The organism is Pantoea sp. XAF26B01_ASV70, assembly GCF_054512635.1.
Genome location: NZ_JBTNCJ010000004.1, coordinates 116,355 through 131,106 on the forward strand (window position 1 = coordinate 116,355; position 14,752 = coordinate 131,106).

3 protein-coding genes are annotated in these 14,752 nt (G+C 59.7%); all 3 read right to left on the reverse strand.

The genetic code is table 11. The features are described from left to right. Positions 1-13: 13 nt before the first annotated feature. The 3 genes from ACX8ZY_RS23835 to ACX8ZY_RS23845 all read right to left on the reverse strand — a co-directional run bounded on the left by ACX8ZY_RS23835 (position 14) and on the right by ACX8ZY_RS23845 (position 14,416). Positions 14-1,228 carry a TolC family protein gene (locus tag ACX8ZY_RS23835; protein WP_161973546.1) on the reverse strand — a complete coding sequence of 405 codons (1,215 nt, stop codon included), beginning with the start codon at positions 1,226-1,228 and terminating at the stop codon, positions 14-16. Positions 1,229-1,622: 394 nt separating this feature from the next. Then, complete coding sequence (locus ACX8ZY_RS23840; RefSeq protein ID WP_459261477.1) at positions 1,623-3,536, reverse strand: hypothetical protein; 1,914 nt, start codon at positions 3,534-3,536, stop codon at positions 1,623-1,625. Then, positions 3,533-14,416: an Ig-like domain-containing protein gene (locus tag ACX8ZY_RS23845; protein ID WP_459261479.1), complete on the reverse strand. Its 10,884-nt coding sequence runs from the start codon at positions 14,414-14,416 to the stop codon at positions 3,533-3,535. Before ACX8ZY_RS23845 ends, ACX8ZY_RS23840 begins: the two co-directional genes overlap by 4 nt. Positions 14,417-14,752: the final 336 nt, after the last annotated feature.

Here is a 14,752-nt window from a genome sequence, read left to right on the forward strand (position 1 = left end):
TACGTCAGCGTGATTAGTGCACCGCTTCGATGGTATTCGCTGGTAAAGCGTTAACCTTCTGCACCAGTTGGCTGGTTTTACCCAGTGCCGCAACGATGTTCCATTGCGCAGCCAGATACTGCATCTGCTGCTCCTGATAACTTGCGAGACTGGAGTAATAGTCGGTAGCAAACGAGATTAAATCCGTTAACGGGCGCTGCCCCGCGAAGAACTGCACTTCCCCCGCTTTCCAGGTTTTCAACGCGGTTTCTGACTGTCTCTGTAATGCATTGAGCTGGCGTTCACGAAGCGGTAAGGAGACCCACAGCTGATCCAGCTGCTGTTTCAATGTCCGGAGTGTTGCATCCTGATCCGCCTCTGCGGCAATGAGTCGCTGAGTTTCAGCTTTGGCATTTGCCCTGCCAGCCCCACCATCCCAAAGATTGATATCGCTGCTCACCTGTAACGTCACCGCTTTAAACGGTTCCATTTCACCGTTGCGCTTTGGACTGTCCATACTCAGTTGCACACTCCATTTCGGCCTGTTCCACTTAGAGGCCAGATCCACTGCGGCTCTCGCTTCTTCTTTACGCTCGCGTGAGACCGCCCAGTTGGGATTTTCTTTCAGTACCTGTTGTGCCTGTGCCAGTGACGCGGGCAACAGACCCGCTTTTTTCAGATCGGGCAGGCCTCTGGTGATAACAATCTCGTGGTTCAGCAGCGAGCTGAGTTGCTGCTGCGCCTGTATATAGGTGGTGTAGCTCATTTCACGACTGGCAATCACGGAATTGAGGCGAGTCGCAACCTGATTGATCTCAGAAGCTCTGCCGCTATCAATACTGGCAATATTCTTTACCCGATTAAGCAGATCCTGCAGTGCGTTAATTTCTTTATCCAGCACAGCGACAACTGTGGCATTAGTGGCTGCAGAGGTAAAAAGAGAAAGCACCTGCTCGTTGAGATTTTCGCGCGTGACATTTACCTGAGCCTGCTGCATGGAATAAGCAGCCTGCTTTCCGGCAACGCTCGCATCAGTACGTCCGTGATCGTAAAGTAATTTACTTACAGTGATATGCGGGGAGACCGGGTTATTCTCATAACCGGGTTGACCTGAATATCCTGATGCGCTGATACCCGTGCTGACCTGAAAACCATCAGCGGCTTTTGCCTGATCGATATCATACATAGCACCGGTGCTGTTTGATAAAGCAGACTTTACCGACGGATGGTCGGCTGTCATACGAATCATTTCAATAAAGTCCGTTGCATGGGCATTTAACAGGGGATTAAAAAATAGCAATCCCGCAATTAAACCATGCAGCGAACATCTGGATTTTGTAGTAAACAAGTTTTTTTTCATAGTTAACTCAAAATAACAAATAAAGTGGGATGGCTAATTTTCCCTGTCGCTAATCCAATGCTGCGACCGGAACTGTTTTAACCGCCCTACATGTCATATGGCAACGTTAATTCTGCTAAAAAGAAATATTTAGGTTTTACATGCTGCTAACATGCCTTTATTTATTCTTTTCATCTGTGAAATCAGATCTGGGGCTCACCTGATGGGCCTGCCTTAAACAGGCCCATCAGGTGAGTTTGATGTGAAAAAAAGCTGGCGATGACCGAAGTCATCGCCAGTTCTATCAGATAACGTTTAAGCCATGCTGGATTAACAGCTTGACAGTGGTGTCATCATTATTGGTATAGACGTCATAATTAACGCCATTTTCAGTTTGTGCGGCTGAAGCCGTCCATTCTGATTTTCCAATATTAACGGTATCAGTTGCATTACTATTGTTTGAACTTCCCACATCTCCCGTAATATGTAATGTGTTCGCTTCACTACCATTATCTTTAGTAATTTCGAGCACATCGCTGGCGCTGATAAATAATGTCTGCGCCGTGTTATTACCCAGATGGATAGCTTCAATTCCACTAATTTTGCCTGATACCGTTCCGAGTTCTAAATCGTTATTAGAATCCCAGACCAGCGTATCGTGACCTTCTCCTCCTTTCACACTGCTAAAATGAGTACTGTTAATGACGATAGTATCATCGCCCTCTTTTGCATCGACGGAATTCGCGCCGCGTGCATCCAGTACATCATTACCTGAAGTGCCATTAAGATCGTACTGAGCAGGTTGATACTCAATATGCGTCGATCCCGTTTCAGACGTCAGTCCCAGTGTCTCGTTCAGATCAACTAAGCGGCCTTTGATTGCTGAGCCATCGCCGTCGCCCACGCCCTGATCGGTCCAGGTCACGTAGAGCTGACCGCCCGCCAGGAAGGTCGCATCGACTTCAACCTGCTCACCATAGGTCAGCTGGTTGATCTGGATCTGCTGGCCCACTTTATTACCCGCTGCATCAAAGTACTGTGCGTAGATACCGCTGGTACCTGCACCCGGCGCGATGTCGGTTGTTGACAGGAAAACGGCAATAAAGCTGCCGTCAGCCTGACTGACCACCCTCGCCATGTGCTGATCGCCAGCCGTCGTGGTGTTGATCAGGAATTCGCTGGTCAGCGCCGTACCGTCTGCCGCGTAGATGCGGCCCCAGACGCTGTAACCATTCTGATCCGGTCCGCTGGTATCGTTAGAGTCCCAGGTCACCACGTAGTTACCGTTTTGCAGCGCACTGACTGCGGATGACGCCTGATTGTTAGTCAGGGTCTGGTTCGCTACGAAGCTGCCTGTTACAGCATGCGTTGACGGATCATAAACTGACACACCAACATCATATCCAGTGGCTTTAATCGCATAAGTAATCGCAACCTGGCCATTTTCCAGCGTTGTAACAGATGGTAACGGCTCCCATTCAGGAATGATGGCATTTGCGTTCAGGGTCGTGGTTGCCAGCACGGTCTCCGCCGTGACCGGCGTGCCGTTTGCGTCATACTGACGGCCATAAACCGTCCAGTTGCCGTTCAGGCTCGCTTCCCAAACCACCAGATAACCGCCGTCTTCCAGCGAAGTGATCACCGGAACGCGCATTTTGCTGGCGGCGGTGCTGGAGTCCACATTGTACTCTGCGCCATTAGTCACGACGCCGTTCACGTTACCCGCACCGTCGTAGCTGTAGGTATAGCCCTGACCCTTGATATGCGCACCGGAATCCGTGCTCCATACCACCTGGAAAGTGCCATCTGACAGCACGGTAACCTGCGGCGTGATCTGGTCGCCCGCTGTGGTGGTGTTCACCGTGAACTCCGCCCCGACCGGCTGGCCTTTCGCATCCAGCAGCTGACCCTTGACGCAGCTGCCGGAGCCGTCTCCGCTCGCCGACTGCCACACCACGATGGCGCCGCCGTCCGGCAGGCTGGCTACCGACGAGACCGTCTGCGCTCCCGTGGTGGTGGTGTTCACCGTGTACTCGGAGTAGAACGCCGCATCCACGTCAATCACGATACCTTCAATGCCGGTTCCCGAGCCGTCCACGTTGTCCGACTGCCACGTCACGTATACGCTGCCGTCCGCGGTCAGCACGGCGTCAAATATGTGCGTTGCATCCACCGAGTCGCCACCGGTACCCTGGTTGCCGCTCGTGGTGGTGTTCACCAGGAACTCGCGTCCCACCCTGTTATCGTTCGCATCAAAGCGCTGTGCGTAGATGGCCGAGCCATCCCCGTCGCCGCCTTCGGAGCCCCAGATAAGCGCAGGTAGCCGCCATCATCCAGCGCCACGCCGACCGGCTTATACTGCTTGCCGCTGGTGTAGCTGTTGACGATGAAGTCACCGCTGCCGACCAGCGTCAGCGTTCCGGTGGCGGCATCCACGCGGTAGTGCACTGCGCGGATGTCAGAGCCGCTGGTGCCGCTGTCGCTGCTGTCCCAGAACACCACGATGCTGCCGTCGTTCAGGGTGATAACGTCCGGATAGTTCTGGGAGCTGTCCGTGGTGGTGTTCACCTGGAAGTTACCCCCCAGTGGCGTGCCGTCTGCGGCAAAAATCTGCCCGACAACCCCGCTGCCGCTGGTGTCACCCGGACCGCTGGTGGCGTTCCACACGGTCACGTACATGCCGCCGTGCGCCGCATCGGTAAAGGCCGCCATTTCCGGCCCGCCGGAGCTGCCCATGCCCTTGCCGGTTGCCACCGTCACTTCGCCCGTCACCGGCTGGTTATCCGCCCCGTAGCTGCGCTGCACGATGCCTGTGCCCTGGTCTTCCCAGCTGATGATGTAGCCGCCGTCGGCGGTTGCCATCGCACCCGGACGGTTCTGTGCACCGCTGTAGGTGGTGTTCACCTGGAACTCGTCGGTCACCGCCTGGCCGTCGGCGCCGTAGCGGCGCGCCATCACACCGTCGCCGCTGTTGTCCAGTCCGTTAACGTTGGACTCGTAGACAATCAGAAAGCCGCCGTCGGTCAGCGCGATCACCTGCGGGCTGTCCTGATTGTTGGCCGTGCGCTGGTTCACCTGCTGCTCGGTGCCGATTTTATGCACACCGTCTGCCTCGTACAGCTGCATGTAAACCTCGGTGCCGGAGGTGCCGTCACCCTGCCACGTCACCACGATGCGGCCGTCCGCCAGCCGGGTGACCGACGGGTTGAGCTGATCGCCTGTGGTAGTGGTATTCACCTGCGCGCTTTCATTCAGCAGATCGTAAGCACTCAGTGCGGCTCCGGAGATCAATACTGGCTGGCTCTGGTTACCTGCCGCGTCAATAGCCGAGAGCGTTCCGTTTTCACCGACACTGAGTGGGTTAGGTACAATACTCCATACACCCTCAGCATCTGCCACCGTGGAGTAAACCGTTCCAGCCGCATTCGTCACGATAACAGTAGCGCCTGCTTCGGTCTGGCCACCCAGAGTCTCCTTAGTATTGGTAGAGAGACCCACGTTCGGCGGCAGTACATCGGTGTCGCTCGACGCTGGTGTCGTCGCAGGCTGATAGTCAATGGTCGTCGGATCGTTGTTGTCCGGCGTCATTTGCTCCAGTCCCAGCGTTTCAACCAGATCCACAACGCGTCCTTTAATCGCCGAGCCTTCGCCGTCACCCACACCTTTGTCAGTCCAGGTCACGTAGAGCTGACCGCCCGCAAGGAAGGTCGCATCGACTTCAACCTGCTCGCCATAGGTCAGCTGATGGATCTGCATCTGCTGGCCCACTTTGTTACCCGCTGCATCAAAGTACTGCGCGTAGATGCCGCTGGTACCTGCACCCGGTGCCGTATCTGTTGCAGACATAAAGAGCGCAACGAAACTGCCATCAGGACGGCTCACGACTTTCGCCAGATGTTGATCGCCTGCTGTTGCCGTGTTGATCAGGAACTCGCTGGTCAGCGCCGTACCGTCTGCCGCATAGATGCGGCCCCAGACGCTGTAACCGTTCTGATCCGGTCCGCTGGTATCGTTAGAGTCCCAGGTCACCACGTAGTTGCCGTTATCCAGCGCGCTTACTGCAGGTGATGCCTGATTATTAGTCAGGGTCTGGTTCGCTACGAAGCTGCCGGTTACCTCATGCAGTGAAGGATCGTAGATCGACACGCCAGCGTCATACCCGGTACCTTTAACGGTATAGGCGATAGCGACCTGGCCGTTTTTCAGTAACGTAACAGACGGCAGCGGCTCCCAGTCAGCGCCAAAGCCCAGCACGCCGTTTACGCTCAGCGAAGTCGTAATCAGCACAGTCTCCGCCGTGACCGGCGTGCCGTTTGCATCATACTGGCGGCTGTAAATCGCCCAGTTACCGTTCAGGCTTGCCTGCCATACAACCAGATAGCCGCCATCTTCCAGCGAGGTAATGGCGGGTTCAGTCAGTTTACTTGCCGTGGTACCGGTGTTAACGCTGAACTCTGTGCCATCAGCCACCAGACCATTTACGTTACCCGCACCGTCATAGCTGTAGGTATAACCCTGACCCTTGATATGCGCACCGGAATCCGTGCTCCACACCACTTCGATATGGCCGTTTGTCAGGACCGTAACCTGCGGCGTGATCTGGTCGCCCGCTGTGGTGGTGTTCACCGTGAACTCCGCCCCGACCGGCTGGCCTTTCGCATCCAGCAGCTGACCCTTGACGCAGCTGCCGGAACCGTCTCCGCTCGCCGACTGCCACACCACGATGGCGCCGCCGTCCGGCAGGCTGGCTACCGACGAGACCGTCTGCGCTCCCGTGGTGGTGGTGTTCACCGTGTACTCGGAGTAGAACGCCGCATCCACGTCAATCACGATACCTTCAATGCCGGTTCCCGAACCGTCCACGTTGTCCGACTGCCACGTCACGTATACGCTGCCGTCCGCGGTCAGCACGGCGTCAAAGATGTGCGTTGCATCCACCGAGTCGCCACCGGTACCCTGGTTGCCGCTCGTGGTGGTGTTCACCAGGAACTCGCGTCCCACCCTGTTATCGTTCGCATCAAAGCGCTGTGCGTAGATGGCCGAGCCATCCCCGTCGCCGCCTTCGGAGCCCCAGATAAGCAGGTAGCCGCCATCGTCCAGCGCCACGCCGACCGGCTTATATTGCTTGCCGCTGGTGTAGCTGTTGACGATGAAGTCACCGCTGCCGACCAGCGTCAGCGTTCCGGTGGCGGCATCCACGCGGTAGTGCACTGCGCGGATGTCAGAGCCGCTGGTGCCGCTGTCGCTGCTGTCCCAGAACACCACGATGCTGCCGTCGTTCAGGGTGATAACGTCCGGATAGTTCTGGGAGCTGTCCGTGGTGGTGTTCACCTGGAAGTTACCCCCCAGTGGCGTGCCGTCTGCGGCAAAAACCTGCCCGACAACCCCGCTGCCGCTGGTGTCACCCGGACCGCTGGTGGCGTTCCACACGGTCACGTACATGCCGCCGTGCGCCGCATCGGTAAAGGCCGCCATTTCCGGCCCGCCGGAGCTGCCCATGCCCTTGCCGGTTGCCACCGTCACTTCGCCCGTCACCGGCTGGTTATCCGCCCCGTAGCTGCGCTGCACGATGCCTGTGCCCTGGTCTTCCCAGCTGATGATGTAGCCGCCGTCGGCGGTTGCCATCGCACCCGGACGGTTCTGCGCACCGCTGTAGGTGGTGTTCACCTGGAACTCGTCGGTCACCGCCTGGCCGTCGGCGCCGTAGCGGCGCGCCATCACGCCGTCGCCGCTGTTGTCCAGTCCGTTAACGTTGGACTCGTAGACAATCAGAAAGCCGCCGTCGGTGAGCGCGATCACCTGCGGACTGTCCTGATTGTTGGCCGTACGCTGGTTCACCTGCTGCTCGGTGCCGATTTTACGTATACCGTCGGCCTCAAAGAGCTGCATGTAAACTTCGGTGCCGGAGACACCTGCGCCCTGCCACGTCACCACGATGCGGCCGTCCGCCAGCCGGGTCGTCGACGGGTTAAGCTGGTCTCCAGTGGTGGTAGTGTTCACCTGCATACTTTCATTCAGCAAGCTATACGTAGCCAGTGCAGATCCCTGGAAGGCCACTGTATCGCCCTTGTTCCCTGCTGGATCGATAGCGTAGATCTCTCCTGACTCGCCAGCTGAGATTGGGTTAGGTGCTATCACCCATTTACCCTGCTGATCGGCTACTACGCTATATTCCGTGCCGTTCTTATCGACAATGACAACCACAACGCCTGGCTCAGTAACACCGCTCAGTGACTCCTCTGAGTTTCCTGAAATCCCAACGTTAGGCGCTGTGATATCGATAATAAAATCCCAGCTACTGCTGATTTCACTGACGTTACCTGCAGCATCCGTTGCCGTCGCCGTAATACCGTGTGTCCCTTCCAGCAGGTTAGTAGTCGGCGTATAGCTCCACTCACCCTGTGCATCTGCCGTCACTGTCGCAAGCAGGATGCCATTGTCATAAAGCGTAACCAGCGAGCCTTTTTCCGCCTTGCCGGTAAAGGTCGGCGCCGGATCGTCAATGACATTACCTGCCACTGGTGAGGTGAACTGCAATGTACCGACGTCATCCTGTAATGACTGGATGATCACTGGTTCTGGCGGTGTGGTATCCACATTCAGGGTAAATTTCGCCTCGCTGCTGTTGCCCGCTGCGTTGGTTACCGATGCCGTAAAGACGTGCTCACCGTCTGCCAGCTCCGCCACCGCGAACGTCCACACGCCGCTGCTGTTTGCCGTGCTGCTGCCCAGCACCGCGCCCGATTGGTCGCTGATGGTCACCACCGCGCCCGCCGCCGCCGTGCCCTGCAGCTCCGGCGTGCTGTCGTCGGTCAGGCCGCCGTTCAGTACCGCGCCGGTGACGCTTCCCGCATCGTCGTTCGCCTGGTCAATGCTCAGCTCCACGCTGCTGCTGTCCAGCCTGAAGGTCGAGCGCTCGCCGCGGGTTTCGTTCCCCGCCGCGTCCGTCACCTTCACCTGCCAGCTGTAATCGCGGTCCGTCAGCGTGCCCAGCGCCAGTGTCCAGTTGCCGTCCGCGTCCGCCACCGTGCTGCCTGCCGGCGTGCTGCTGTCGTCCAGATATACCGTCACCGTCGCGCCCGCTTCCGCCGTGCCCTTCAGCACCGGCGCGCGGTCGTCGGTTACCCCGCCGCTGGCGACTTCGCCCTGCACCTCACCCTGGACGTCCATCAGCGCCGCCACGGCCGCCTCCGGTGCCACGGTGTCCAGCACCACGTTAAACGCGCCGGTCTCCGCCGAGGAAACCCCCGCCGCGTTCACCGCCGTCGCCGTCAGGTCATAGCGGCCGTCCTCGCCCAGCGCCGCCGTGGTAATGCTCCAGCGGCCGTTGTCATCCGCCACGCCCGACCCCGCGTTTACCCGGTTGCCGTCCGCATCCGTGGCCCACACGATGACCGTCAGCCCCGCGCCCGCGGTGCCGTTCAGCGTCAGCGTGCCGTCGTTGGTGAACTGGCCCTTCTGCAGGAAGCCGCTGTCCGCATCCTCGCCCTGGCTGTAGTCGTCCACCACGTTTTCAATCGCCGGCTGCGCCGGGGCGCTGGTCAGGACGCTGAAGTCCCACGCCGCATCCGCCGTACCGCTTACCTGCGGACCTTCATTGCCCGCCGCGTCCACCGCCGCGACCGTCAGGGCGTGTGCCCCGCTGCTCATCGCGCTGTCCGGCGTCCAGCTCCACTTGCCGTCCGCCTCCACCGCTGCGCTGCCGATCAGCTTGCCACTGTCATAGATATTGACACTGACCACACCCTGCGCTATTCCTGCCGTGCTCACGCTACCGCTGTAGGTCGGGCGTGCATCATCAGTCGTTGCACCGTCGGCGATCTCGCCCCGTACCGGACCGACGTCATCGGTCAGCGTGATGCTGCTGTCTGTAAAGGCGTCGATATCCGGCGCAGTGGTGTCGACGGTAAAGCTCCAGCCATCGTCATCAGTGCCGCTCACCTGCGGGCCTTCGTTACCCGCCGCGTCCACCGCCGCAACCGTCAGGTCGTGTGAGGATCCGTCCGCCATATCCTGCTCCGGCGTCCAGCTCCACTTGCCGTCCGCGCCCACCGCTGCGCTGCCGATAAGCTGGCCGTTGTCATAGATATTGACGTGATCGATGTCGGCGGTTGCGTCGCCGGAGAAGGTCGGCCGTGCGTCGTCGGTGACGCTGCCATCCAGGATCTCGCCGGTAATCGCACCGACGTCGTCGGTCAGGGTGATGCTGTCGATGACCAGGCCCGAGGTCTGGTTATCCGGCGGCGTGCTGTCTGCCGGGCCGTCGATCACAACGCTGTTGCTGTTGCCCGCCTCGTCGGTGGCTTCCACCACGACGTCTTTGGCGTCCACGCCCGCCGGATTCGGCTGGATGCTCCAGTGACCGTCAGCATCTGCCACCGTGCTGGTCACGCTGTCGCTGACCGGATCGGTGATCACGATCACCGCACCCGGCTCGGCGTTACCGGCCAGCTCGTCTTCGGTGTTGTTCGTGATTTCCGGAGCCGCCGTGCTGGTATCCAGCTTAAACGGCCATTCTGCGCCAGGCGCGGAGATGTTTCCTGCCGCGTCCGTACTAACGGCTTTGATACTATGATCGCCGTCTACCATATTGGTGGTCGGCGTATAGCTCCAGTTGCCCTGCGCATCCGCCCGAACGCTGCCCAGCACGCTGTCGCCGTCATACAGCGTAACCAGCGAACCTTTTTCCGCCTTGCCGGTAAAGGTCGGCGACGGATCGTCCGTTACGCCACCACTGGTCGTAGACGTGCCCTGTACAGTGCCTACATCGTCAATCATCCCGGTGATGGTCGGCAGGACAGGTGCGATGGTGTCAACGGTCAGGGTAAATTTCGCCTCGCTGCTGTTGCCCGCCGCATTGGTTACCGATGCCGTAAAGACGTGCTCACCGTCTGCCAGCTCCGCCACCGCGAACGTCCATACGCCGCTGCTGTTTGCCGTGCTGCTGCCCAGCACCGCGCCCGATTGGTCGCTGATGGTCACCACCGCGCCCGCCGCCGCCGTGCCCTGCAGCTCCGGCGTGCTGTCGTCGGTCAGCCCGCCGTTCAGTACCGCGCCGGTGATGCTTCCCGCATCGTCGTTCGCCTGGTCAATGCTCAGCTCCACGCTGCTGCTGTCCAGCCTGAAGGTCGCGCGCTCGCCGCGGGTTTCGTTCCCCGCCGCATCCGTCACCTTCACCTGCCAGCTGTGCTCCCCGTCCGTCAGCGTGCCCAGCGCCAGTGTCCAGTTGCCGTCCGCGTCCGCCAGCGTGCTGCCTGCCGGCGTGCTGCTGTTGTCCAGATATACCGTCACCGTCGCGCCCGCTTCCGCCGTGCCCTTCAGCACCGGCGCGCGGTCGTCGGTTACCCCGCCGCTGGCGACTTCGCCCTGCACCTCACCCTGGGCGTCCATCAGCGCCGCCACGGCCGCCTCCGGTGCCACGGTGTCCAGCACCACGTTAAACGCGCCGGTCTCCGCCGAGGAAACCCCCGCCGCGTTCACCGCCGTCGCCGTCAGGTCATAGCGGCCGTCCTCGCCCAGCGCCGCCGTGGTAATGCTCCAGCGGCCGTTATCATCCGCCACGCCCGAGCCCGCGTTTACCCGGTTGCCGTCCGCATCCGTGGCCCACACGATGACCGTCAGCCCCGCGCCCGCGGTGCCGTTCAGCGTCAGCGTGCCGTCGTTGGTGAACTGGCCCTTCTGCAGGAAGCCGCTGTCCGCGTCTTCGCCCTGGCTGTAGTCGTCCACCACGTTTTCAATCGCCGGCTGCGCCGGGGCGCTGGTCAGGACGCTGAAGTCCCACGCCGCATCCGCCGTGCCGCTTACCTGCGGGCCTTCATTGCCCGCCGCGTCCACCGCCGCGACCGTCAGGGCGTGCGCCCCGCTGCTCATCGCGCTGTCCGGCGTCCAGCTCCACTTGCCGTCCGCCTCCACCGCTGCGCTGCCGATCAGCTTGCCACTGTCATAGATATTGACGCTGACCACACCCTGCGCTATTCCTGCCGTGTTCACGCTACCGCTGTAGGTCGGGCGTGCATCATCAGTCGTTGCACCGTCGGCGATCTCGCCCCGTACCGGACCGACGTCATCGGTCAGCGTGATGCTGCTGTCTGTAAAAGCGTCGATATCCGGCGCAGTGGTGTCGACGGTAAAGCTCCAGCCATCGTCATCAGTGCCGCTCACCTGCGGGCCTTCGTTACCCGCCGCGTCCACCGCCGCAACCGTCAGGTCGTGAGAGGTGCCGTCCGCCATATCCTGCTCCGGCGTCCAGCTCCACTTGCCGTCCGCGTCCACCGCTGCGCTGCCGACGAGCTCGCCGTTGTCATAGATATTGACGTGATCGATGTCGGCGGTTGCGTCGCCGGAGAAGGTTGGCCGTGCGTCGTCGGTGACCGAGCCGCTGGCAATCTCGCCGGTGATCGCACCGACGTCGTCGGTCAGGGTGATGCTGTCGATGACCAGGCCTGAGGTCTGGTTATCCGGCGGCGTGCTGTCGCCGGGGCCGTCGATCACAACGCTGTTGCTGTTGCCCGCCTCGTCGGTGGCTTCCACCACGACGTCTTTGGCGTCCACGCCCGCCGGATTCGGCTGGATGCTCCAGTGACCATCCGCGTCCGCCACCGTGCTGGTCACGCTGTCGCTGACCGGATCGGTGATCACGATCACCGCGCCCGGCTCGGCGTTACCGGCCAGCTCGTCCTCGGTGTTGTTCGTGATTTCCGGAGCCGCCGTGCTGGTGTCAACGGTAAAGCTCCAGTCGCCGTCTGCCTGCGGGCCTTCGTTGCCCGCCGCGTCCACCGCCGCGACCGTCAGGTCGTGGGAGGTGCCGTCCGCCATATCCTGCTCCGGCGTCCAGCTCCACTTGCCGTCCGCCTCCACCGCTGCGCTGCCGACGAGCTCGCCGTTGTCATAGATGTTGACGTGATCGATGTCGGCGGTTGCGTCGCCGGAGAAGGTCGGCCGTGCGTCGTCGGTGACCGAGCCGCTGGCAATCTCGCCGGTGATCGCACCGACGTCGTCCGTCAGGGTGATGCTGTCGATCACCAGGCCCGAGGTCTGGTTATCCGGCGGCGTGCTGTCTGCCGGGCCGTCGATCACAACGCTGTTGCTGTTGCCCGCCTCGTCGGTGGCTTCCACCACGACGTCTTTGGCGTCCACGCCCGCCGGATTCGGCTGGATGCTCCAGTGACCGTCCGCGTCCGCCACCGTGCTGGTCACGCTGTCGCTGACCGGATCGGTGATCACGATCACCGCGCCCGGCTCGGCGTTACCGGCCAGCTCGTCCTCGGTGTTGTTCGTGATTTCCGGAGCCGCCGTGCTGGTGTCAACGGTAAAGCTCCAGTCGCCGTCTGCCTGCGGGCCTTCGTTGCCCGCCGCGTCCACCGCCGCAACCGTCAGGTCGTGAGAGGTGCCGTCCGCCATATCCTGCTCCGGCGTCCAGCTCCACTTGCCGTCCGCGTCCACCGCTGCGCTGCCGACGAGCTCGCCGTTGTCATAAATGTTGACGTGATCGATGTCGGCGGTTGCGTCGCCGGAAAGGGTCGGCCGCGCGTCGTCAGTGACCGAGCCGCTGGCAATCTCGCCGGTGATCGCACCGACGTCGTCCGTCAGGGTGATGCTGTCGATGACCAGGCCTGAGGTCTGGTTATCCGGCGGCGTGCTGTCGCCGGGGCCGTCGATCACAACGCTGTTGCTGTTGCCCGCCTCGTCGGTGGCTTCCACCACGACGTCTTTGGCGTCCACGCCCGCCGGATTCGGCTGGATGCTCCAGTGGCCGTCAGCATCCGCCACCGTGCTGGTCACGCTGTCGCTGACCGGATCGGTGATCACGATCACCGCGCCCGGCTCGGCGTTACCGGCCAGCTCGTCCTCGGTGTTGTTCGTGATTTCCGGAGCCGCCGTGCTGGTGTCAACGGTAAAGCTCCAGTCGCCGTCTGCCTGCGGGCCTTCGTTGCCCGCCGCGTCCACCGCCGCAACCGTCAGGTCGTGAGAGGTGCCGTCCGCCATATCCTGCTCCGGCGTCCAGCTCCACTTGCCGTCCGCGTCCACCGCTGCGCTGCCGACGAGCTCGCCGTTGTCATAAATGTTGACGTGATCGATGTCGGCGGTTGCGTCGCCGGAAAGGGTCGGCCGCGCGTCGTCGGTGACCGAGCCGCTGGCAATCTCGCCGGTGATCGCACCGACGTCGTCCGTCAGGGTGACTGAGTCACTGACAATGCCGGAGTTGATGTTATCTGGAGGAGTTATGTCCGGTCGGGAACCGTTGGACGGCGGAGAGACATTACCCGCAGGATCGACAACCACGATAGTTACGTCGGTATCCCCTTCATTGACAGGGTTAGGCTGGATACTCCAGTCACCATTTTCATCAACTACAACCGTGGTGGTTTCACCGGTACTGCCATCGGAAATAACCACAGTTGAACCAGGTTCTGCTTTACCTGAGATTTGTTCATCATCATTGCTATTTATAACCGCCGCTTCTGGCGAAGAGGTGTCAGTAAACTCTTCAGTCAGGCTACCGCTATTGCCCGCACTATCAGTTACCGTAACAGTGACGGTGCCATTTGGTTGTGAAGTCGGTGCTTCCACATACCAGTTACCTTCACTGTCCGTCTGGGTCGTGATCTGGGTGCCATCAGGCAGTTGAATGACAACCTGTGAGTCAGGGCTATTCGATGTTCCGGAAAACTCTGGACGACCATCATTATCACTGTCCGCAACAGGATCAAGTGTCACCGATACACTCTTAGCGGAAGAGTCATGGCCACTGCTACCACGCCCGGACGCACCAATAGCAACGCCGCCTGCCGCGCCGCCCAGCAGCATAAAGGGCAACCAACCAAAATTGTTGTCACTGGCAGTCAGCGGATCGGCACTGGCATATCCTTCACCGCCTAATACCTGTTCACCGCTCTGACCTTCAGTTAAAGCTGGCGGATATTCAGCGACATCGCCGGAAGTCGGCACATATTCATAAAATTGACCGTTTTCGCCCAGCCCAATCAGATGAACGTTTTCATTATCATAATAATCTTCCAGCACAATATCAGGATGCTGAGAATCATCCTGGCTAAAGAAAAGCTGCAGATTATTGCCAACGCGCTTGGTTACAACCATTTGCGGAGCATGTCCTGTAGCGCTATCGATCAGTTCTATATTTAATGCACCCTGATGCGGAACTTTGATCGTTGTAGGATTTTCAGATTTTGTATCAACAGTGTATGAAGAGATAATACCCTTCACACCACGCAAGTTCACTTTCAACATAACAACCTTCTTAATTAACGAGGATTGATTAAATTCAATAGAAATAAGGCTTTCACAAACCCTTAATCTCTATATTCATATACTTAGAATAACCGTGATTTTATGACGAGATAATCTGCAATCCTGACATTGCTTCCAGCACAACTCTTGATTCTGGAGTCAGTGAACGGCATTATCAGAACTGAT

Excerpts from the sequence above, each read along its gene's own strand:
- ACX8ZY_RS23835 (WP_161973546.1), bottom strand. The coding sequence starts at position 1,228 with ATGATTCGTATGACAGCCGACCATCCGTCGGTAAAGTCTGCTTTATCA.
- ACX8ZY_RS23845 (WP_459261479.1), bottom strand. The coding sequence starts at position 14,416 with ATGGTTGTAACCAAGCGCGTTGGCAATAATCTGCAGCTTTTCTTTAGC.